Genomic DNA, 22,084 nt, shown 5'->3' on the forward strand with positions numbered 1-22,084 from the left:
AGAATAACAACCTATTGAAATCTAATTCAAAGGTCATTCGCTTATTTATTTTCTGGTCTCAATTTGCGCACAGCCTGTCCTGTTTGCCATATTTCAGATTCATGCATTTCTTTAAGTTCCGCATCAAGCTTTTCCCTATAGTCAGGCTGACTGTTAGAGTCAATCGACCTTTGTGCTTCTTCACCCGATGCAACACTTTTATATAAGTCATCAAAAACCGGTGCAACTGCATCCCGAAACTTTTTCCACCAATCCAAGGCACCTCTTTGTGCCGTTGTTGAACAATTGGCATACATCCAATCCATACCATTTTCTGCAACCAATGGCATTAAGCTTTGGGTTAATTCTTCAACAGTTTCATTAAACGCTTCCGAAGGTGTGTGTCCATTTTTGCGTAATGTGTCATATTGAGCAGCAAAAATACCCTGAATACAGCCCATTAAAGTGCCACGCTCGCCGGTCAAATCACTGTATACTTCACGTTTGAAATCTGTTTCAAACAAATAGCCTGAACCAACTGCAATCCCTAAAGCAATCGCTTTTTCTTTGGCTTTTCCCGTAGCATCCTGAAAAACACCAAAACTTGAATTTAATCCACGCCCTTGAACAAACAATCTTCGTAAACTTGTACCCGATCCTTTTGGCGCAACAAGAATTACATCCACATCATCCGGCGGGATAATTCCGGTACGCTCTTTATATGTTATTCCAAATCCATGTGAAAAATAAAGAGTTTTACCTGCTGTTAAATGTTTTTTAACTGTAGGCCACAACGCAATTTGTGCTGCATCGGAGAGGAGATAAATTATAATTGTTCCTTTTTGAAGCGCTTCTTCAATTTCAAATAATGTTTCTCCGGGAACCCAACCATCTTTAACAGCTTTTTCCCATGTTGCCGATTCTTTTCTCTGTCCAACAATTACATTAATTCCATTGTCTTTGAGATTTAGCGATTGTCCTGGACCTTGCACACCATAACCAATTACAGCAACAGTTTCTTCCTTTAACACCGCCTGGGCTTTATCTAAAGGAAACTCTTCACGGGTTACTACATTTTCTTCCACACCACCAAAATTAATCTTAGCCATTTGTCATATCCTTCATTATTATTTAAATATAAGATCTCAATTTTTTCCAAACACTAACTATTCTTCCAGTACTTCTTCCTGCCGTTTTTCCATTTCATGGAGGCCTTCATTAAATTTCCACATGGGTTTTATAATTGCTACACGGCCGGACCTTACAAATTCCATTATCCCAAAAGGTTCTAATTTTTCCAAAAGGGCCTGTGTTTCTTCTTTGTGACCGCTTTTCTCTATAACCAGAAATTCTTCTTCAACAGTTAAAATTCGCGCATTATGCAGGCGAAGGATAGATTCTATTTTCGCACCATCAATTATAGCTTTTATTGGAAGTTTATATAAGGCAATCTCCTGATAAATCACTTCATCGGAAGTGTGATAATAAGCTTCAAATATTTCAACCTGCCGCTCAAGTTGTTTAACTACTTTTTTAACACGATCACGTTCTTCGGTTACAACAATTGTGTAACGCGAAATACCATGAACTTCTGTTTCAGAAACCGTAAGACTTTCAATATTAATGTGCCTGCGTGTGAAGATGACTGTAATTCTGTTTAAAATCCCGATATGGTTTTCTGTAAAAACCGATATTGTGAATTGATCTTTCATAATCTCCCCTTTTACCTTTAAAGTTAGTCCAACCTGATTTCAGAAACTGCGGCTCCTGTTGGAATCATAGGGAAAACATTGTCTTCCTTACCAACACTCACTTCAAGGAGATAGGCGCCTTTAAAATCAATCATTTTATTTACTGCATTTTCAAGATTTTCTCGTGAATCTACCCGTTCCGCTTCAACACCGTAACCTTTGGCGATTGTAATAAAATCAGGGTTTGTCATTACTGTTGATGCATAACGTTTATCAAAAAACAGCTCCTGCCACTGACGCACCATTCCAAGAAAATTATTATTTAATACAACAATTTTTAAATCAATTTCCGTTTGCATTACAGTTCCTAATTCCTGGATCGTCATCTGAAAGCCACCATCACCCGCGATGGTTACTATCGTGCGTTCCGGGGCGCCTAACTTTGCTCCCATTGCCGCCGGAAGTGCAAAGCCCATAGTACCCAGTCCACCGGATGTAATACTGCTTTTGCTTTGCTTAAATTTTGAATAACGGCAAGCAAACATTTGATGTTGCCCCACATCAGAGACAATTACTGCTTTCCCTTCCGTCTTCTCAGAAATTAAACGTACAACTTCCGCCATAGTCAATTTGTCCTGCTCTGGGTATAAATCTTTTTTTATAATCAGGTCCTGCTCAGTTTTTTCATAGGCACGGAATTTTTGCAACCAGCTTTCATGTTCTCTTTTTTCAATTTTCCTGGTAATAAGTGGTAATGCTTCTTTCACATCCGCGTGAATGCCCACATCGGCTTTAACATTTTTGTTGATCTCCGCTTTATCAATTTCAATATGAATTACCTTGGCCTGTTTGGCATAGCGTGAAACATCGCCGGTAACCCGATCATCAAAACGCATTCCAACAGCAACCAGTAAATCGCATTCATTTGTCAATTTATTTGGCGCATAATTGCCATGCATGCCCAGCATTCCAACATTTAGAGGATGGTCGGAATCTAAAGCTGAAAGCCCCAAAATAGTCCAACCTGTGGGGATTCCGCTCTTTTCAATAAAAGCTTTAAACTCTTTTTCTGCCTCACCTAAAATGATACCCTGTCCAAATACTACAAATGGTTTTTTTGCTTTATTGATCAACTCTACTGCCTGATCAATTTTTTCAGGTTTAATTACAGGCCTTGGATTGTAACTACGAATTTTTTTGCAGTGCAGGTATTCAAAATCAAGCTCACCAAATTGGGCATCTTTAGTGATATCTACCAAAACTGGTCCCGGTCTGCCGCTTGCTGCAATATGAAATGCTTTGGCAATGGCCACCGGAATATCTTCCGCTTTTGTAACCTGTACATTCCATTTTGTAACCGGCATCGAAATACCAACCACATCTGTTTCCTGGAAAGCATCTGTACCCAAAAGGCCGCTGGCAACTTGGCCGGTAATACAAACAATCGGTGTAGAATCTATATATGCGTCAGCAATACCCGTAATCAGGTTTGTTGCTCCGGGCCCGGATGTAGCAATGCACACTCCAACTTTTCCTGATACACGTGCAAATCCCTGAGCCGCATGAACTGCGCCTTGTTCATGACGGGTTAGAACGTGATGAAGCTCATTACGATATTTATAAAGTTCATCATAAACCGGCATTATTGCTCCACCGGGATATCCAAAAATTGTTTTTACATCCTCAGCAAGCAAAGATTTTACAACAGCTTCCGAACCACTCATTTTAATTTTATTTAGAGGCGATTCGCTATTCTCCGCTTCTTCAATCCCTGGAAAAACTGTTTTTTGTTTTACAGCATTTGCCATAATCTTTGCTCCATGTTTTTTTAACTTTTCTATTTCATAACTCGATATGAGTTTTAACAATACTTATTATTGATTGGAATCATGGAATATTGGAGTATTTATACATTGACCAGATGGCAGGTTTGCACATTATTACAACAATCCATTATTCCAATACTCCATAACCTATTCATCAGTTACACAGCCTGTTGAGGCAGAAGAAACCGAACGAGCATATTTGTATAAAATACCACGCTTAGCTTTTAATGGTGGCTGAATCCATTTTTCTTTTCTGTTCTTTATTTCTTCTTCAGTTAACTCAACATTAAGCATATTATTTTCAGCATCTATGGTTATCCAATCTCCATTTTCTACCAAAGCGATAAGTCCTCCTTGTTGTGCTTCCGGCGTGATATGACCGACAACGAAACCATGAGTACCACCGGAAAAACGACCATCGGTAATAAGCGCTACACTATTTCCCAAACCCTGACCCATAATTGCTGCAGTTGGCTTTAACATTTCTGCCATTCCCGGACCTCCCTTTGGCCCTTCATAACGAATAACAACCACATCACCTTTTTTCACCTCACCTGCACCAATAGCCTCATTTGTTTCATATTCTGAATTGAAAACCTTTGCCCGGCCTTTAAATAATAAGCCTTCTTTTCCGGTGATTTTTGCAACGGCACCTTCAGATGCCAGGTTGCCATATAAAATCTGGAGATGCCCTGTTTTTTTAATAGGGTCTTCAAGTGGAGCTAAAACATCCTGCTCAACAGGAATTGGCTTTATATCTGCAAGATTTTCAGCAATTGTTTTGCCTGTTACCGTCATGCAGTCACCATTTAACATACCATTATCCAGCATAAACTTCATTACAGCCGGTATACCGCCAATATTATGAACGTCTTCCATCAGATATTTGCCACTTGGTTTAAGGTTGGCTAAAAACGGTGTTTCATCGCTGATTCGTTGAAAATCAGCAAGAGTAAAATCTATATCTGCTGCTTTTGCAATTGCCAAAAAATGCAGGACAGCGTTTGTTGATCCACCAAGGACTGTGACCAACCTGATTGCGTTTTCAAATGATTTTTTTGTAAGAATTTTTTTAGGTGTAAGATCTTTTTCTAATAATGCAAGGATTGCCTTTCCGGCCATTTGACATTCTTTCTCTTTATTATTGCCAACTGCCGGTGTAGAAGAACTGAATGGAAGGCTTAAACCTAAGGCTTCAATTGCAGATGCCATTGTGTTTGCTGTATACATACCTCCACATGCACCTGCACCAGGACACGCGTTTTCTTTTACCTGTTGAAATTTTCCTTCATCAATTTTGCCGGCAACTTTTTCACCCCAGGCTTCAAACGCCGAAACCACATCCAGTTTTTTATCATCCACACAACCCGAAGCAATTGTTCCTCCATACATTAAAATTGCAGGGCGATCCAGACGACACATAGCGATTAGTGCCCCGGGCATATTTTTATCGCACCCAACAACTGCAACAAGTCCATCATAGGCCTGTGCCTGCATTACTGTCTCAATGGAATCTGCAATTACATCACGCGATGGCAGAGAAAATCTCATACCCGGTGTTCCCATGGAAATACCATCGCTAACACCAATTGTATGAAAAACCAACCCGACTAATCCGGAGTTTTCAGCACCTTTTTTTACATGGACAGACAAATCATTTAAATGCATATTACAAGGATTGCCTTCGTAACCAGTGCTGGCAATTCCAACCTGGGCTTTTTTTAAATCTTCAACCGAAAGCCCGATAGCATGAAGCATTGCCTGTGCCGCCGGTTGACTTTCATCTTGAGTAACCCGTTTACTATATTTGTTTAACGCCATATCCCCTCTGTTTGAAACAGTGAAATCACAAACTCCAGTAAACAAATCTCAACTGAAATTATAAATATCTAAAAGGCGAATGACTTGTTTAATCATTTTAATTTTAGAGTTAAGATTTATTTGTTATTTGCGTTTTGTAATTTATTATTTTAACAAAAACAATTATTCAATAAACTCAGATCATCATACAACATCCACAATATGCGCTTCCGCACTTCTGACAAGGCCTTTGTAAGCCTGTTTTAACGTATTGCCAAAAGTGTCTTCCCAGGCTTTCTTAAATTTCACATCATTCAAAGATTCAAAACCAGCAACCTCTGCGGCAGTCCCTGTAAAAAATGCGCCATCTGCACCTTCAACATCTTCCGAAGTAAACAATTTCTCTTTAACCGGAATATCTAATTCTTTTGCAAGCTGGATGATTGTTGCCCTGGTGATTCCCGGTAAAATATGGCCTTTGGGCGCAGTATAAAGACAGCCATTTTTTTCAAAAAAGAAATTCTCTGCCGGACCCTCTGCAATATATCCATTCATATCATTAAGCAGTGCGTCGTCAAATCCTTTGGCCTTTGCTTCATTTTTTGCAAGAATAGAATTGACATAGTAGCCACTGATTTTTGCTTCTATAAAAAAAGCTTTTGGATTGGGTTTTTGAAATGAAGAGCTCATTACTCTTAAAAGTTTATCACCGAGATAGGGTTGCCATTCCCAGGCACTTAAAAATAAATTAGAAGCACCAGCCGTTTCCAAATCCATATTTTCACTTAGAAAAACAAGTGGACGGATATATGCATTTTTTAAGTTGTTTTTATCCAACAATTCATATGTCAGCGAAACAAGTTCATCCACAGTGTAACCAAGCTTAATACCCATAACTTCACACGAATATTGTAAACGCTCAAAGTGTTCATATGCCTGAAAAACCTGAGTACCCAATGGCGTTGGATATGCTCTAAGGCCTTCAATTGCCCCATTGCCATTTTGGATTGTTTGCCCATATAAGCTGCTGCTTGCCTGTTCAACGCTGCACCATTTTCCTTTAAAGAAAACTGTAGTGTGTTTATCGTGGTACATGAAAAAAAATCCTCCTGATTTGATTCTGGTCCAATTTGCTATTCCAAATTTTGGTTATTTCAATTTTAAACAAAAAAAAAGCCATCCCGAATGGAATGGCTTTTTAAAAATTTTATATAATTATGCCATTCCCATTTAGGTAATAATAATCACGAGGATAATGTTAATGAGAATGACGTTAATTTTTTTCATTTTAATTCTATTGTTCTATGTTTTGTTTTGATGTCGCCAACATTAAGGTTAATCTAAAATAAAGTCAAATAATTATTATAAGTTTAATATCAAATAATTTCGACTTCACTTGCGCTAACTTTAATTGTTAAAATATGACGATTGTAAATCAACATCTTTTTTTGATTCCATATTAAGTGCTCCATTTGCAACAGCTTCTTTATGCCACTCTTTTTCCAATGTTTCCTTAAACTTAAGTTTGGCATTAATCAAATCTTGTAAAGGAACACCTGCAAGCTTTTGGGCTTTTTCTTTTGTAGAAAAATCAGGCGCTTTATAGTTAAGAACTCCATGTTTTGCTAAAACCGAAACCAGTTTGATCCTTGCCTGCATTGCTTCTTCATTTGCAGACGCTAACAATCTTAAAGTTTCTTCCGGAGCATGGAAGAAAGATGGGTGGCTGGCTACAGCATAATCCCAACGCCATTGGCCATGACGGATATGAGTTCTAATTTCTTTTAACTCTGCATCACTTGCTCCTACTTCCATTGCTTTGGCAGTTTCTAAATGAGCTTTTGCAAGATTGTCCATTGCCAATTCATGTAATTGATCTTTTCTTTCATATTTTCTCTTAACAATCTTTGCCAATTTTTCTTCATTTTCTCTATGGCATGGCATACAACTTCTATCCATTGTTTTTAAAGGATTTTGAAGTTGGTGATCGCTGTACTTAACTGATCCTTCCTGTGTATAAGGCATATGACAATCTGCACATGCTACACCTTTTTGAGAATGGATGCCTGTTTTAAATAGCTCGTATCCGGGGTGCTGGGTTTTGATAATTGGAGTCTTTGAAATTTTATTAACAAAATCAACAAAATCTCTCTCATCATAATATTTCTCCATACCTTCTGCAGTCAGACCATTTGCCCAAGGAAATGTAACAACTTTTGCAACTTTTGCATTACCCTTTTCATCTGTCCATTCTGTTTTCTTAAAATAATATTCTGAATGGCACTGTGCGCAAACAAGGTTTCGTTTTTCTTGATGACTTGACTCGTCAAAGGTAGGCAAACCAGCGGCTTTTAAACCTCGGTCAAGATATGCTCTATTTACTGCTAGCTTTCCGGTTTCATTACTATGGCAATCTGCACAACCAACAGAGTTTACAATTTCATGTCCATATTTTGCCCATTTACCTGTAAAATATTCCATTTCACCTTCTTGCTTCATTATTCTTGGAACATCCGGAGATTTGCATGTCCAGCAAGCTGTAGGCATAGGGCCGGTTTTTTTATCCTTTGGTGCACCTGTACGAAGTGAGTTAATATTGTCTTGTAATGCATAATAATGACCTCTTGGTGCATTATAATCTTTGGCAAAACCATAACCCGCCCACAAAACAGCAAGCTGTGGTTTTTCTTCTAACATATCTACAATTGTTCCACTCTCCTTTGTCTTTTTCCATGAACTGTATTGCCTTGGGTAATAGCGCGCCCAATCCTCACTTTTACTCATACCTTCAACAGAAATTTCCGGAACTGTAGCTAAATCGATTCTCTGTTGTTCTCTTTCATTTACATTATTTGTTAAAAACAGTGTAATAATTATAGCAATAGCTGAAACTGCAATTAATATTTTATATCCCATTGTAATTCTCCACTAGTTAACTTCTTTAATTCCTAAATTATTTGGTGTAGTTGTTAATCCTCTTACTTTTCCATGTGGAACGCCTCTGTGGCAGTCCCAACATTTTCGTCCATTCTGTACTTCATCATCATTGTAACTATGATTTCTATCTGCGTTACCAACCAAAGTTGTTGTGATGCTTTTATGACATCCAATGCAGTTTTTTTGAACTCTTTTTGCTGCATCATCGCTAATCGTTATAACCGGCTCATATGTATCAAAAGTAAATGCAACAGTATGATTCCATCCATCGCGAGCTTTTGCCATATATTTGTTTATTGTACCATCGTTTGGTAAATGGCAATCTACACATGTAGCTGTTAAAGCATGAGAACTGTGTTGCCAGGTTGCATATTGTGTGTTCATAACATGGCAGTTAATGCAAGCTGTAGGCTCTGCAGATAAATATGAAAATGCCTTTGCGGTATTCAACATATAAATCAATAAAAGGATTGCCATAGATAACATCACATAGGCTGATCTTTTAATTATATTTTTTTGCACTTACCCTCCACTTATAAGTTATGTATTTAAAAATGAAATTATTTAATAGTTTTTAAGAAATTATTCTTAAATCTTTGTAAATATTAAATTTATCATTGTGATAATTGTAACAAACATTTAATTAAGACTCTATTGTCTCAATATAACTAGGTAAATAAATAAAACTCAAGCCAAAAATGATATATTTTCATATTATTCTTGTATCTTCGAAACGAAAATCATTAGATGAATTTTTTTAACAAAAAAATTTGAAATTATGAGGCAAAGAAGATGTTCATTTTAAACTAAGTAGAAGATTTTAAATCATTTACAGGGAAGAAACCTTACCGTAGTAGCTATTTCTTCCAAAACATGTTTTAACTCCAAAAGCACTTTATCTATGTCAGCTTTCGATGTATCATGGTTTAAGGAAAGCCGGACTGCGCAATGAGATTCTTCTTCACTACGGCCCATGGCCATTAGTACGTGGGTTGGTTTTGGAGATCCGGATTTGCATGCAGATCCTGATGAAAATGAAATCCCATGCTGGTCCATAGCTACAACCAGAGACTCACCACGAAGTTTTGGTAAAATCATATTTAGAGTATTTGGTAAGCGGCTTTCAATTGACCCGTTTAATTTAGCTTCCGGAATTAGTTTTAGAATACCATCCTGAAGTTTATCTCTAAGTTTTTGCATTTCCCCGGATTTTTTAATTGCCACAATTGCCAGTTCGCAAGCTTTGCCTAAACCTACAATTGAGGATACATTCTCTGTTCCCGCACGTAGTCCATTCTCTTGCCCGCCACCATGAACAAGTGGCTCCAGCTCTATTCCTTTTTTTATAAAAAGAGCGCCCATTCCTTTGGGGCCATGAAATTTATGTGCTGATAAACTGAGCAGGTCAACATCCATCTCTTCAACATCCACCTTTACTTTTCCAACAGCCTGAACAGCATCTGTGTGGAAAAACGCTCCATATTTGTGGGTTACTGCTGCAAGATCTTTAATAGGCAAAATTGTTCCCGTTTCATTATTAGCCATCATCATCGATACAAGAATTGTTTTTTTGGTAATAGCTTTCTCTAAATCTTTTGGGGTAACAGAACCATCTTCATTCACATCAAGATAAGTTACTGAATAACCAATTTTTTCCAGAAATTCACAGCTTCTTAAAATGGCCGGGTGTTCAACTTTTGTGGTGATTATATGATTGCCTTTATGACGATACGAAAAAGCAATCCCTTTTAGGGCCATATTGTCAGCTTCTGAACCACTGGCAGTGAATACAATTCTGCGTGGCTTTGCATTTAGCAATTTTGCAACAGAACGTCGGGCATTTTCAACAGCCTCTTTTGCATCACGCCCTGCTCCATGTATGCTTGATGGGTTACCATGAATAGTATCAAGGTAAGGTTGCATAGCTTCTCGAACTGCTTCAGCTACTTTAGTAGTCGCGTTGTTATCCAGGTAAATCCGCTGTTTCTTTTCTGGTTTAGATTTTCCATTTCCTTTTGCCCCAAGCGTAAACTGAACACCACATACAGTGTCGGTTGCCTGCATTCGAGATTTTACTTCTTCACTTCCCTTCTCGATTTTTGCCACATCACACAACAACGATTTGTAGACCGGAAAGCCTGATATCTCGTCAAAATTTGATAGGTCGGTCAGCTCGTTCACATTCCATTTTTGCCAGGCTTTTGGTCCAACAGGTGTTCCTCCACCCATGTTGCATTCAACAGCGCCTTTAATAATATTATCAGAAATCCTTGCTCTAAACGGCACAGCTCCACGAGGCGTAGAGACTTCTACCAAATCACCATTTTCAATTTCCCTATCTTTTGCGTCTTCCAAATTTAATTCAACGGTTGGTTCGGGATTGTCTTTATTCAAACCCTTAATGCCGTGATGTTGTGACCGAAAATCCGTGTGTGGTCTTGCCCCGGAATTAAAAACCAAAGGATAATCTTTTGCAATGTCCGGTGCCGCCTGTGGACCTTCAACCGGTTCCGTATATTTTGGAAGTGGTTCATATCCATAATCATCCAGCGTTGTAGAAAACACTTCGAACTTACCACTAGGTGTTTCAAAGCCAGGCTTACCATCTTTGCGTAAACTTCCTTTTTGCCACTTTTTGTACTCCATCATTGGCGTATCATTTTTAACCCAACCTCCGGCATCTTTAACATCCTGGATTGAATAGCCTGAGCCCTTTAGCGCCTGGCATAATAGTTCATTTTCTGTTTGAGGATAAAGGTGGCCATAACCAAGGCTTTCTGCCAATTGAGCCATAATCAGGTAATCATTGCGGGCTTCTCCAACAGGCTCAACCAGTTTTTCACGCAATCGAAAAATAGGTCCATAAACCATGTAAGAATCTATCTCAAACATAGTTGTTGCCGGTAGAATTACATCTGCATACGCCGCATCTGCTGTCATCTGACGATCAATACATACCTGAAAATCAAGTTTGGAAAGTGTCTCACGCCATACTGGTGTTTGCGGCCATGATGTTAACAGTGAAGCTCCATGAATTATCAATCCTCTAATCTTGTATGGGTCTTCATTCAGCACAGCATCTACTAAACCGCTGGCATGTGATTCACCACGATAGTCGCTATAAATTGGCACTTTTTCACGCGCAACTGCCAAATCAAGATTGGGATTTTCCTGGTTTACGGAGCGGTTAATTGGGAAATGTGTATCATTCATTGCAAGGCCTATTCCACCGGGTGTGTCTAAATGGCCTGCTAATGCAAATAAAGAATGTACGGCACGAATAGCCTGAATCCCGCTATTTGAATATTCTAGGCCTGTATACATTACCGGGGCAGCGCCAGTTGCTTTACAGATCCTGCGGGAAAGATCACGTATTTTATCAGCAGGTACACCTGTTATTTTTTCAGCAACCTCCGGACTGAAGTGTTGTGTGTAAGTTCTAAGTTCTTCAAAGCCATGTGTCCAATTTTCGGCGAAATCTTCATCATATAGTTCTTCATCAATCATAACTTCTATCATACTTAAAGCCAACGCACCATCGGTTCCCGGGCGTATGGAAACCCATTCGGCACCTGTTCGCGTGGCTGTTTCTGTATGCCGGGGATCAATAACCACAATATCACAACCACGTTTTGCTGCTGCCTCAAGCCGGCCCATATCAAGTGGCGGAGAATCTGTTGCCGGGTTTGCTCCCCAAACAACTAACATTTCCGCATTCTCCATATCCGTGAACATATTAACCAACATTCGCCCCATTGTTACATGCGGTGCGATCATGGCAAAAGAGACATAACAGAGTGCGCCAACGCCCATTGTATTTGGCGAACCAAATGGAAAGAGTACATTGGAAGCAGACGAAACAGCCACTCCTTTAGGTTGGAACATATCGCAAAGTGAAAGTTCAAATGAGCCACGGCCGGTATAAATGGAAACAGCTTCGGGACCAGATTCAGCTTTAATTTTGTTCAGATTTTTAGCAATAATGCCATAGGCTTCATCCCAGGAAATACGTTCGAAATTTTCAGGATCAGTGCTGCCTTTTGGCCCAATTCTTTTCATTGGATATTTTAAACGGTTTTCAGAATAGATCATTTCAGGTGCATGCTCACCGCGACGGCAAATCATTCCCAATTGATGACTTTTATCAGCACGGATATCCACCATTTTACCATCTTTCATCCCGGCTTCAATCCAACACCCTGCCGGACAAATACCACAAATACCTTTTTTCCACTCAACGCCATTTGAGATTGACATTATTTCCCCTGGTTATTTTTCCTGTTTGAGTTACTCTTCAATTTAGGGTATGTTATTTAAAATTACTATTTCACTTTAACACAATTGTATCACAAATTATTCAATCTTTTTAATAGTAAAAAATATTAATACCCGGTTTCATAAATCTGGAATGTAATAGAGAAGGTTGGAAATATTTGAGTGGTATTAATAGATAAGATTTGATATAAAAGAATTTATAAATAAGAAAAGCGCCAGTATTGAGCCCACAATTAGTACTGACGCTTTTCAAAAGCCCGAATGAATAAGGCAAGGGGATCTTGTCCCTCATCCATTCATCACTCTCTCCAAGACAATAATCGGATAAATAGCAGGTGCAAAACAGCCCGTTTTAGCGAAAGGTTGAATTTTAATGATAAATGGTATGTATGGAATTTTACTTGAAATTATCCCAAAGAAATCCGATCTTTAGCGCCTTCAAAATTAAAAAAAAGGAATGAATGAAGAAAATTCAAATTTACACGGATGGTGCCTGCTCAGGAAATCCCGGGCCAGGTGGTTATGGTACAATTTTAAAATATGGTGAACATTACAAAGAACTCTCTCAAGGTTATAAGTGGACTACAAATAACCGAATGGAAATGCGTGCAATGATTGCCGCAATCGAGTCTTTAAAGGAGCCATGTGAGCTTGATATTTATTCCGATTCAAAATATATCGTTGATGCAGTAAACCAGGGCTGGGCAAAAAACTGGCGTGCAAAAGGCTGGAAGAGAAATAAAAAAGACAAAGCCTTAAATCCGGACTTATGGGGAACTCTTCTTGACTTGCTCGATAAACACACCTATAAAATTTCCTGGGTAAAAGGACATGCCGGACATTTTGAAAATGAGCGGTGCGATGATCTTGCAGTTGAAGCTTGCAGTTCTTCTGATCTGATTGTAGATGAAGGATTTAGCGGATAAGTGCTTTATAGATTTTCACATCCCGGAATCTATATAATCAATCAGAGGCAACTCATAACCTAAAATAATTGTAGCACGGATATTCTTTTTCTTAAAATTCGTATAAGGAACAGCAGCACCAACTGAAATATTGAAATTGCTGTGGGAATAACCAAGTCCGGATAAATAATATTTTTTGTCATCTGAAAAAGCTTCCTGCAACAGAGGATCAATAACCCCACTTAGATATAAAAATAAAGAAGCGTCTTTCCAAAAGTAACCAAATCGTACCTGGTCCTGCATTATAAAACGAATCTTATCATCCCTGCTTATATAATTAGAGGCAAGCATAAAAGAATAGTCAAAACGAAACTGGTCGGATTGATATTTATCCAACCATTTGCTAAAAGAAGTTTTTACTACTTGCATTGCCTGTCTTTTAAATTCTGTTTGGCGCAAAGTTAATAAATTATTTTCGGATACAAGATTCAGATATGGTCGAACCAGGTCATTTATCTGTTCGATACCAAACCCATTTGATTTCTTTTTATCTTTATTTAGATTTTTATATAACAAGGCCAGAGTTACCGCGCTAATATGTTTTACACTGCCGGATTTGATTGCTTTTAGCCAATCGATTTCACCGAGATATTCCTTTTTCAATTTATTTAAGATAGAATCGCTGATAGCAAACTTTAGCTCTCCGGAACTGATATAGTGAATAATTGAAGCCTGAAAAATATTAAAAATACGCACATCAATATCCGCATGGCCAGCCTGCCTTTGTACAACTAATTCACGGGAAACCATTGTACGCCATTTCTTATTATTTATAGTCAGTAGTTCAACTTTATCTTTTTCATTTTGCAATTCAAAAATATATGGTGTGATATACAAATCATATTTAATACGTTCAGAAAAGTAAAAATAAAGGCTAGAGTATGCCAGGAGTTGTTGCTCTGTCCAGCCGATAGCTTTGGCTTGCTCTACAATTTGCGGGTTATCTTTTAGTAAAGGTTTTATGTAATTTTGTAAATTGTAAATAAAAAGTGAGGTTGTTAACACATCCGTGACGGAGTAAACTAACTCATCCTGATCTGCACTGTTTATTATCTGCCCAATTAAATCCCTCCCGATTATACCAAGAACCGGGTCCTGTTCCGTAAGCCAATTTATTACAGCCTTACGTGTATGCTCTTTAGCAATAGTTTCTACTGTTTGTTTAAAGGCACTGCTAAACTCCACCTGAGAATATGAAAAAGACGATAATAGAAGTAAGAAGGTGATTATTTTTTTCATTGTTATCCTAATAGCTATTTACATTTCATAAAATTTCAATTTTATTTAAATAGATTGCAAATTCTAATTTCGAGCAGCATTCATTAGCAGATTTTAACTAATTTCAATATTGAATGAATTTTTCTTCGAATAAAATCCCAACAATTGTGTATCATTTATAAAAAACACTAATCCAGGCCAATTGAGTGCACTCATTGTCAGAAACAGAAATTTTATTACGATGTAAAAAAGGCGATAAACACGCTTTTGGCATTCTTGTAAACCTTTATAAAAAACGTGCTTATTTTTCGGCTTTGGGATTTGTACATGACCGCGATCGGGCATTAGATCTTTCTCAGGAAGCATTTGTAAAAGTCTGGCAATCAATAAAAAAAATAGATCCGGACAGGAAGTTTTTTACCTGGTATTATACAATCTTAAAAAATGTTTGTTTAAATGATTTACGTAAAAAGACTAATCAACCGCGGCCATATTCTGAGTTTATTGATTTTGACCCGGAAGAGATAAAAGATAGTACTGTTGATATTTCTAAAACACTTGAAAATGATGAACTAAAGAAACTGATTTGGGATGCCATAAATAAATTAAACAAAAATGAAAAAGAGATTTTATTGTTACGAGAATTCCAGGACTTATCCTATACAGAAATTTCTGAAGTTTTAAATTGTCCACAGGGAACAGTAATGTCTCGATTATACAGCGCACGCAAAACCCTAAAATCCAAAATTGGCGAACATCTCAAATAAAAGTGATTTGTTATGAAAAAACTAAATGAATTATCAGATGAGCGCTTTCAAACCTTGTTAATGAAAGCAATAGACAATGAACTCGATCCTTCGGAAAAAGAGATGTTTGACAAGTTGATTTCATCCAATACCAGTTATAACAAGGAATGGCAGGATTTATCACAACTAAAAAAAGTTACATCAAAGTTACATTTTAAAGAACCAGCGCAGGAGGAATGGGACATGTATTGGTCAAATGTTTACAACCGTATTGAACGTGGACTGGCCTGGCTACTTTTTACATCAGGTGCAGTTATCCTGTTTGGGTATGGCGCATTCAAATTTGTTGAATCGTTTATTCCCGATCCAAATATTCCTTTAATTATAAAGGTTGGGATATTTTTGCTATTCAGTGGATTTTTAGCACTGGGGTTTTCAATTATCAGGGAAAAATTATTTTTACACAAGTCTGATCCATATAAGGAGCTAAAACGATGATTACATCCACATCAAATTTTATTGCCGGCAAGGAAGTAAAAAAGACAATTGGAATCGTAAAAGGCAATACAATTCGGGCACGGCATATTGGCCGGGATATCACTGCTGTTTTTAAAAACATGGTCGGTGGTGAAATAGAAGAATACACCAAACTAATGGCCGAGGCCAGGGAACAAGCTTCAGACCGAATGGTCCAAAGGGCTGAGGAATTAGGCGCAAATGCTGTCATCGATGTGCGCTTTACAACCAGTTATATTATGGGACAAGCTGCTGAAGTTTTAGCTTTTGGTACGGCAGTAGTAGTAGAATAAAAGACAGTCTAAAGGAAAATAAACCGTGTACTTATTTATTATTTTAATAGCAGTCTTCGCTGTTATAATTGGTGGGATTACATTTTACAATACAATAATTACAAAAAAATGGCGTAATAAAGTTAAAAATGAAAAAGACTGGTGGTACCTCTGGGATTCTATTTTAATCCATCTGACAAAAGGGTATTTTTACCCAAACGAACAGGATTAGGTTTTACTCTTAATTTTGCCCAACCCACATCAATAATGTTTATTTGTATATTCTTGATTTTTATATTTTTTATTATTTTCACTAAAATCTAAATCTGCATAGAAAACAAGATTCCATCCCTCACCGGGATGGAATCAATATTAAGTTAACGCAGTAAAACCATTCGCTTTGTCTGTGCAAAAGCAGCCGTTTTTAGTTGATAAAAATAAGTACCGCTGGGCAGATTTCTCATATCCACATTTATATTATAAGATCCCGCAGATATATTTTTATTAAAAGCATCTAACACTAAGCGCCCAAGTGTATCAAATATTTTTAGGCTGACCTTACCTGATTTTTTTAATGAAAATGGAATTGTTGTATTTGGATTAAATGGGTTGGGATAATTTTGTTTTAGTGAAAACTCCTGAGGTGTAACTGAACGAATTAACGGATCGATTGCTGTCACAAAATAATCTACCGGAGTGTCGGAATCTACCAAAGCCTGGGCATCAACAGTGCCATCACTTTCATTCCCACTATTATCATTGACTACAGCGACTTCATCTGAAACCAACTGATTAAATCCCCAAGCACCAAGTAACCCATTTGCCGCACCCTGCGTATACAGCATTCTTTGCTGAATTTCTTTCTGATCAAGCGCCCTGTTCCAGATCCGTACTTCATCCACATATCCACCATACCAGTGTAAGTTATCCCCTCTTTGACCTATGGACCAATCTTTAGTATTTAGTTTTGGAATTAGATTGCTTTCAACAACTACATCAACTTTGCCATTTACAAAAATCCTAATAAAATTGCTGTCATAAGTGGCCGCGATATGTTGCCATTCATTTTGCTTTAAAACATTAGTTCCTACAGCCTGTACAGCGTCTCCCGTAGAATCAGTTTCAAACCACACCTCAACCTTGTCATCAATAATCCATAAACTAGGTGGACGTGGTACTCTGTTTTTTGAAATGATTGCTTTGTAAGTCGGGGTCAAAGTATCCGGTTTTATCCAGGCTTCCAAGGTCCATTGTGTGGAAATATCTAATGATGGATTATGAGGAATCGAGACGGATTCGCTTGCTCCGTTCAGATAAAGAGAGTTTGCTGGCAAAACATCTACAGGAGAAATTGAATCAATTATTTCTGCACCGAATACCGATCCATGGTTTTTATTTTGCGTTTCTTCCCAAACTCTGGCAGCACCAACGGCATCATTAAAATGCCATAAGCCCTTAAGCCCTTCAACATCATTTCTTAAATTGAAATCTTTATAATAATTAATTTGATCGACCGAACGTGCTATATCCCAAATTCTTACTTCATCCATTTCTCCGGCAAACCAAAAAAGATCGTCCCCTCGCTGCCCAAAGGTCCAGGCATTTTGGCTTGTATCGGGTAAGATGGACAGAGCAATCGAGCTATCCAGCTCGCCATTTACATACAAAGATAATGTGCTACTATTATAAGTTGCGGCGAGATGTGTCCACTCTTTGCTGTGGAAAGGAATCCTACCCTGGAGTTTAGCACCGTCAACAGAACCAACTGAAAACCAAATTTCAGCAAAACCATTTCTAATCCATAAACTTGATGGGCGCGGTGCCCTGTTTTTAGAAAGAATTGCCTGATAAGATGAAGTGATTGTATCCGGTTTTATCCAGACTTCCAATGTCCAATCTGTGGAAATATTTATAGATGAGTTATGGGCTACTTTTACATAATCATCAATACCATCAAATTTTAACACATTTCCCTGTTCTTGTGCATGTAGTGACATAGTCGTTAATAGAGATAAAAAAATGATCGTAGCTATCTTGCGCATAAAGCCTCCTTGTTGCGTAATATTTTTCAAAACAAACTTGGAAATAGTCAAATGAAATAAGTGCTTTAAATATTCCAAAAATTAAAAACAAAAAAACCCCATGAAGGGGTTTTAATAAAAATGGAAATTATAAAACTATCTTTAATAACTGTATTAGGGACAATTCACATCACCTTCTGCACAGCCATTACAAAAAGAATGAAATCGTGGTGCTTTCCAGACGCTACCGGCTTTGTCGGAAATAAAATTGTAAGTTACAAAACGACAAACTCCATCATTGTCTTTATCTGCAAAAAGAATGGCTGCACTAATTTTGCGATACTCTTTTTTCGTATCTGTGTAGCGGTTATAAACCCAGTCACTGGTAATAGCTATTTTTTTTATTTCCGAAACAGATGCTTTGCCTCCATTTACCATAGCCTGTTTTAATTGATTGGCAAGTACCGTACCTTCGCTACCGGAATAAGTCTGTTTTGGGAATTTAGCAGTCGTTGCAACCCGTTCACCTTTTGAAACTACCAAAGTAAATGTTCCACTGGCCATTGGCTCTGATGAGCGGTGTGTACCCGAGATACCCCACAAATCAAAGCGGATTTTATGCTCGCCAACACTTAAACCCCTTACTGCTTTCTCCCATGCCTTGGCAGTTGTTTTCTCTTCGTCTGTATTCGGCGGGGTCATATGTGGTGAAAATTGCCAGGTCGTCCATGTCTTGCCCATTTCATCATTAAAATAACCTTCTTCAAAAACGCCAAAACTGCCTCCGGCATCCTTATCGTCAATGAATAACTTCATTTCATAACCATTTCTACTATTTTCCAAAGGCTTTTTACTTGCGGAAGAATAGATAGGCGTGTTACGAATAGACCGCTCAAGATAAACTCGTCCATAGATTGGATCAGTCAAATTAAAGCGATTCTCTAAAACATTAGTTTCCTGTGTACTATAATCTACAACGGATTTAGACCAGACTATTTGTTTAGCATGTTTCTTATGAACAGAACTTGTAAAACCCATATCTTTGGAATACCAGCTTACTTCTTGTGAAAATGACATTTGCGTAAAACCAAAAAATAAAACGAAAAACATAATCCTCAATTGATAATTCATTATTTCCCCTTAATTAAGTTGAACATTATTTGAATTTTAGTCTTATATAAAAAGAATGACCCACTAATTAGGCAGCTTTAAAACCTCATCATCTTTAAAACCCCGAATTAAGTTTTGTGATGACACAATTGTTACATTAACCATTAAGAAAGTGATTACGATCATTCCAGCTCTAATTAAATTTGTAATCTCTAAATCTCCATTTATCATACAATCTCTTTAAAACTATAATTATTTTATTAGCAACATACGTTTTGTTTTAGTCTTCAAATTTGTTTTAAGTTGATAAAAATAAATCCCACTTGAAAATTCTGTAGAATCCCAGGTAACCTGATAATTTCCAGCAATTTGTTTTTCATAAACAAGGGTTTTCACTTTTTGCCCAAGAATATTAAAAACACTTAACTCAACTTGTGAATTACTTTTAAGTTGATACATTAGAGTTGTTTTTGGGTTAAAAGGGTTTGGATAGTTTTGATGAAGGACAAAATTATCAACTGGTTTTAGATTGGTATTTTTTAAGGAAGTTATCCCGGTCATATCATAACGGGCAAAACTATTAGAGCCTTTATTGCCAGCATTTGAAAATCTGCCGCCTACAAATAAGAAATTACTGTCTGCCGCCATTGTGTAAACATAATCATTTGTTCCACTTCCAAGCGATAGCCACTCATCTCCATCCCATTTAACAATATAATTGGTTGTTTTTTCTCCAACCATATCCGGCTCACCGGCAACAAAAAGATCTCCATTTACTTGAACAATCGACTTTAATTTGTTTCCCCAGGATGAACCACCGGAGTAATAAAACTCATCCCCAATATCGCTCCATTCCTGACCATCCCATTTTTTTACCAACGTAGCTGGGTTATCCCCAAATCTTGGAAAGCTACCCGCAACATGTACTATTCCAGCTTTAACAGTAAAATCACTAACAATTTGCCGCGAAATACTTTCATGAAAGCGACCTAATGCATGCCATTCCCGGCCATCCCACTTCGCCAAACTTTGGACATTGATATAACCACTGCCTTCCTGATAAAATGCCCTGCCAAAATATCCTCCTATGTAAACAGTATCACGATCTACATTAATTGAGTTTACATAACTGTTTGGATATCCATCAAGGCCACCTCCACCTTGTAAACTGCCATCACCACCAAGAGCATGCCATTTAACACCATCCCACTTTGCAACACGCCTGGCCCAGATATCTCCTGCGGAGGTAAAGTTACCTCCAACATAAAGAGTATCTTCTTTGAAAGCCATTGCATACACCTGGTTATTAATGCCTTCCTCACTCAAGCTATTCCATTTTTCTCCATCCCACATGGCAATTCTAATTAAAGTTTTATCACCACTTGCTGAAAAAATCCCACCAGCATATAAATTTCCATTATGAAATGCTAATACATTAACCTTATTATTTAATCCTTCACCAAGAGCGTGCCATTTTTGGCCATCCCATTTGGCAATATTATTGACCGTATCGCCACCAGCTTTTGTAAACTGTCCGCCAACATATACATCAGTTCCGTTACTGACGATTGCAAAAACGTCACCATCAACTGAATTGTCCTGAATTTTTCCTACATCAGACCAGCTTTGCCCATTCCACATAGCAAAATATTTTTGCTCTTTATTTCCAGCCTCTTCAAAGTTTCCACCGGCATAAACATGATCCTCATAAACACCAATTGTAAAAACACGATAGCTAAGTAGCTGATCAGGAACTTCAATACCAGCTCCGAGAGAATGCCATTTTGATCCGTCCCACTTTGTAATTCTGGCGGCATTTACCGTATCTGCCATAAAAAATCTTCCACCTACATAAAGATCATCTCCATGAACAAAAATACAATCTGCAGTCGAGTTTAACCCATTGCCCACAGTGCTCCATTTAACACCATCCCATTGGGCCACAAAATTGACTGTATCATCACCGGCTTTTTTAAAATCACCGGTAGCATAAAGAACATCTTTTCCAAAGGTGAGATCATTTACGCGGCCACTCATCCCACCGTCCATGGAGTTCCATTTGTCACCATCCCAATAAGTGATATAATTTACAGTGTCTTCTCCGGCTATTTGAAAATTACCACCAACATAAACCGTGTCATTTCTGGCGATCATTGCATCGACATAGTCATAATGAAAAACACCATCTCCCATAGCGTTCCAATTATTTCCATCCCACATGGCAACATTATTTACAGCAACTCCACCTGCATTTTCCAGATTATATCCACCAACATAAACATTGCCTCCATCTACTGCTATAGCATAAACTTCTCCATCAACTCCACTTCCAAATGCATGCCAGGCATCTCCATCCCACATAGCTATTCTGCTTGCTTCAACATCACCTGCCTGAGTAAAATCACCACCAACATAAACATTATTGCCATCAACCGTTAAAGAATAGACAATGCCATTATTCCAGCCTCCGGTAACCCCGTTTCCAAGCGAGCTCCAGCTATCACCATCCCACATAGCGATACCGTTTACCGCAATTCCATTCAGCAAATTGAATTCCCCGGCGACATAAATATCTCCGGCTGCTGTGACAGCCGTGGCATATACATAGCCGTCAAAACCACCTAAAACAAACGCATCACTCCATCGTTCATCTTGCGCAAAACCAAACACAGAAAGAACAACAATCATAAAATAAGTTTTATAAAACATGATACCTCCTTAAAAATCA

The 22,084-nt window shown here is 37.9% G+C and carries 17 protein-coding genes; 5 read left to right on the forward strand and 12 right to left on the reverse strand.

Annotated features, from left to right (window positions below):
- Nucleotides 1–41: 41 nt before the first annotated feature.
- The 8 genes from ilvC to HND50_04645 all read right to left on the reverse strand — a co-directional run bounded on the left by ilvC (nt 42) and on the right by HND50_04645 (nt 12,490).
- Nucleotides 42–1,088 carry a ketol-acid reductoisomerase gene (gene ilvC / locus HND50_04610; GenBank protein NOG44486.1) on the reverse strand — a complete coding sequence of 349 codons (1,047 nt, stop codon included), beginning with the start codon at nt 1,086–1,088 and terminating at the stop codon, nt 42–44.
- A gap of 57 nt (nt 1,089–1,145) precedes the next feature.
- Nucleotides 1,146–1,691 (reverse strand): acetolactate synthase small subunit, encoded by a 546-nt coding sequence (gene ilvN / locus HND50_04615; GenBank protein ID NOG44487.1) that lies wholly within the window; start codon nt 1,689–1,691, stop codon nt 1,146–1,148.
- A gap of 23 nt (nt 1,692–1,714) precedes the next feature.
- Nucleotides 1,715–3,478 carry a biosynthetic-type acetolactate synthase large subunit gene (gene ilvB / locus HND50_04620; GenBank protein ID NOG44488.1) on the reverse strand — a complete coding sequence of 588 codons (1,764 nt, stop codon included), beginning with the start codon at nt 3,476–3,478 and terminating at the stop codon, nt 1,715–1,717.
- 165 nt (nt 3,479–3,643) lie between these two features.
- The gene (gene ilvD, locus HND50_04625; protein NOG44489.1) at nt 3,644–5,317 is read right to left on the reverse strand and encodes a dihydroxy-acid dehydratase; all 1,674 of its coding nucleotides are present in this window, start codon (nt 5,315–5,317) and stop codon (nt 3,644–3,646) included.
- A gap of 183 nt (nt 5,318–5,500) precedes the next feature.
- Nucleotides 5,501–6,391 (reverse strand): branched-chain amino acid aminotransferase, encoded by an 891-nt coding sequence (locus tag HND50_04630; GenBank protein ID NOG44490.1) that lies wholly within the window; start codon nt 6,389–6,391, stop codon nt 5,501–5,503.
- A 312-nt stretch (nt 6,392–6,703) separates the two neighbouring features.
- Nucleotides 6,704–8,212: an ammonia-forming cytochrome c nitrite reductase gene (gene nrfA, locus HND50_04635; protein ID NOG44491.1), complete on the reverse strand. Its 1,509-nt coding sequence runs from the start codon at nt 8,210–8,212 to the stop codon at nt 6,704–6,706.
- Nucleotides 8,213–8,224: 12 nt separating this feature from the next.
- Nucleotides 8,225–8,719, reverse strand: a complete 495-nt coding sequence (gene nrfH / locus HND50_04640; protein ID NOG44492.1) for a cytochrome c nitrite reductase small subunit — start codon at nt 8,717–8,719, stop codon at nt 8,225–8,227.
- Between the two features lie 339 nt (nt 8,720–9,058).
- Nucleotides 9,059–12,490, reverse strand: coding sequence for an aminotransferase class V-fold PLP-dependent enzyme (locus tag HND50_04645; protein NOG44493.1), 3,432 nt, complete (start codon nt 12,488–12,490; stop codon nt 9,059–9,061).
- 479 nt (nt 12,491–12,969) lie between these two features.
- On the opposite strand from HND50_04645, the gene rnhA reads away from it, so the two are divergent.
- Nucleotides 12,970–13,434: a ribonuclease HI gene (gene rnhA / locus HND50_04650; GenBank protein ID NOG44494.1), complete on the forward strand. Its 465-nt coding sequence runs from the start codon at nt 12,970–12,972 to the stop codon at nt 13,432–13,434.
- Between the two features lie 15 nt (nt 13,435–13,449).
- On the opposite strand, the gene HND50_04655 is transcribed toward rnhA, so the two are convergent.
- The gene (locus HND50_04655) at nt 13,450–14,712 is read right to left on the reverse strand and encodes a hypothetical protein (GenBank protein ID NOG44495.1); all 1,263 of its coding nucleotides are present in this window, start codon (nt 14,710–14,712) and stop codon (nt 13,450–13,452) included.
- A gap of 194 nt (nt 14,713–14,906) precedes the next feature.
- Here HND50_04655 and HND50_04660 point away from each other — a divergent pair, with 194 nt between their 5' ends.
- From HND50_04660 to HND50_04675, 4 genes are read left to right on the forward strand one after another with little or no spacing between them, the layout of a single operon-like run.
- Entirely contained in the window at nt 14,907–15,458 is a 552-nt protein-coding gene (locus HND50_04660) for a sigma-70 family RNA polymerase sigma factor (GenBank protein ID NOG44496.1), read from the forward strand.
- Nucleotides 15,459–15,470: 12 nt separating this feature from the next.
- Nucleotides 15,471–15,935, forward strand: coding sequence for a hypothetical protein (locus HND50_04665; protein ID NOG44497.1), 465 nt, complete (start codon nt 15,471–15,473; stop codon nt 15,933–15,935).
- Entirely contained in the window at nt 15,932–16,246 is a 315-nt protein-coding gene (locus tag HND50_04670; GenBank protein NOG44498.1) for a YbjQ family protein, read from the forward strand. Before HND50_04665 ends, HND50_04670 begins: the two co-directional genes overlap by 4 nt.
- A 25-nt stretch (nt 16,247–16,271) precedes the next feature.
- Entirely contained in the window at nt 16,272–16,457 is a 186-nt protein-coding gene (locus tag HND50_04675; GenBank protein ID NOG44499.1) for a hypothetical protein, read from the forward strand.
- A 145-nt stretch (nt 16,458–16,602) separates the two neighbouring features.
- On the opposite strand, the gene HND50_04680 is transcribed toward HND50_04675, so the two are convergent.
- From HND50_04680 to HND50_04690, 3 genes are all read right to left on the reverse strand, one after another.
- Entirely contained in the window at nt 16,603–18,267 is a 1,665-nt protein-coding gene (locus tag HND50_04680) for a T9SS type A sorting domain-containing protein (GenBank protein NOG44500.1), read from the reverse strand.
- A 153-nt stretch (nt 18,268–18,420) separates the two neighbouring features.
- The gene (locus tag HND50_04685; GenBank protein NOG44501.1) at nt 18,421–19,377 is read right to left on the reverse strand and encodes a hypothetical protein; all 957 of its coding nucleotides are present in this window, start codon (nt 19,375–19,377) and stop codon (nt 18,421–18,423) included.
- A 231-nt stretch (nt 19,378–19,608) separates the two neighbouring features.
- Nucleotides 19,609–22,065: a T9SS type A sorting domain-containing protein gene (locus HND50_04690; GenBank protein ID NOG44502.1), complete on the reverse strand. Its 2,457-nt coding sequence runs from the start codon at nt 22,063–22,065 to the stop codon at nt 19,609–19,611.
- Nucleotides 22,066–22,084: the final 19 nt, after the last annotated feature.

This window comes from Calditrichota bacterium (assembly GCA_013112635.1).
GTDB lineage: Bacteria > Calditrichota > Calditrichia > Calditrichales > J004 > JABFGF01.

Excerpts from the sequence above, each read along its gene's own strand:
- ilvC (NOG44486.1), bottom strand. The coding sequence starts at position 1,088 with ATGGCTAAGATTAATTTTGGTGGTGTGGAAGAAAATGTAGTAACCCGT.
- ilvN (NOG44487.1), bottom strand. The coding sequence starts at position 1,691 with ATGAAAGATCAATTCACAATATCGGTTTTTACAGAAAACCATATCGGG.
- ilvB (NOG44488.1), bottom strand. The coding sequence starts at position 3,478 with ATGGCAAATGCTGTAAAACAAAAAACAGTTTTTCCAGGGATTGAAGAA.
- ilvD (NOG44489.1), bottom strand. The coding sequence starts at position 5,317 with ATGGCGTTAAACAAATATAGTAAACGGGTTACTCAAGATGAAAGTCAA.
- HND50_04630 (NOG44490.1), bottom strand. The coding sequence starts at position 6,391 with ATGTACCACGATAAACACACTACAGTTTTCTTTAAAGGAAAATGGTGC.
- nrfA (NOG44491.1), bottom strand. The coding sequence starts at position 8,212 with ATGGGATATAAAATATTAATTGCAGTTTCAGCTATTGCTATAATTATT.
- nrfH (NOG44492.1), bottom strand. The coding sequence starts at position 8,719 with ATGTTATCTATGGCAATCCTTTTATTGATTTATATGTTGAATACCGCA.
- HND50_04645 (NOG44493.1), bottom strand. The coding sequence starts at position 12,490 with ATGTCAATCTCAAATGGCGTTGAGTGGAAAAAAGGTATTTGTGGTATT.
- rnhA (NOG44494.1), top strand. The coding sequence starts at position 12,970 with ATGAAGAAAATTCAAATTTACACGGATGGTGCCTGCTCAGGAAATCCC.
- HND50_04655 (NOG44495.1), bottom strand. The coding sequence starts at position 14,712 with ATGAAAAAAATAATCACCTTCTTACTTCTATTATCGTCTTTTTCATAT.
- HND50_04665 (NOG44497.1), top strand. The coding sequence starts at position 15,471 with ATGAAAAAACTAAATGAATTATCAGATGAGCGCTTTCAAACCTTGTTA.
- HND50_04670 (NOG44498.1), top strand. The coding sequence starts at position 15,932 with ATGATTACATCCACATCAAATTTTATTGCCGGCAAGGAAGTAAAAAAG.
- HND50_04680 (NOG44500.1), bottom strand. The coding sequence starts at position 18,267 with ATGCGCAAGATAGCTACGATCATTTTTTTATCTCTATTAACGACTATG.
- HND50_04685 (NOG44501.1), bottom strand. The coding sequence starts at position 19,377 with ATGAATTATCAATTGAGGATTATGTTTTTCGTTTTATTTTTTGGTTTT.
- HND50_04690 (NOG44502.1), bottom strand. The coding sequence starts at position 22,065 with ATGTTTTATAAAACTTATTTTATGATTGTTGTTCTTTCTGTGTTTGGT.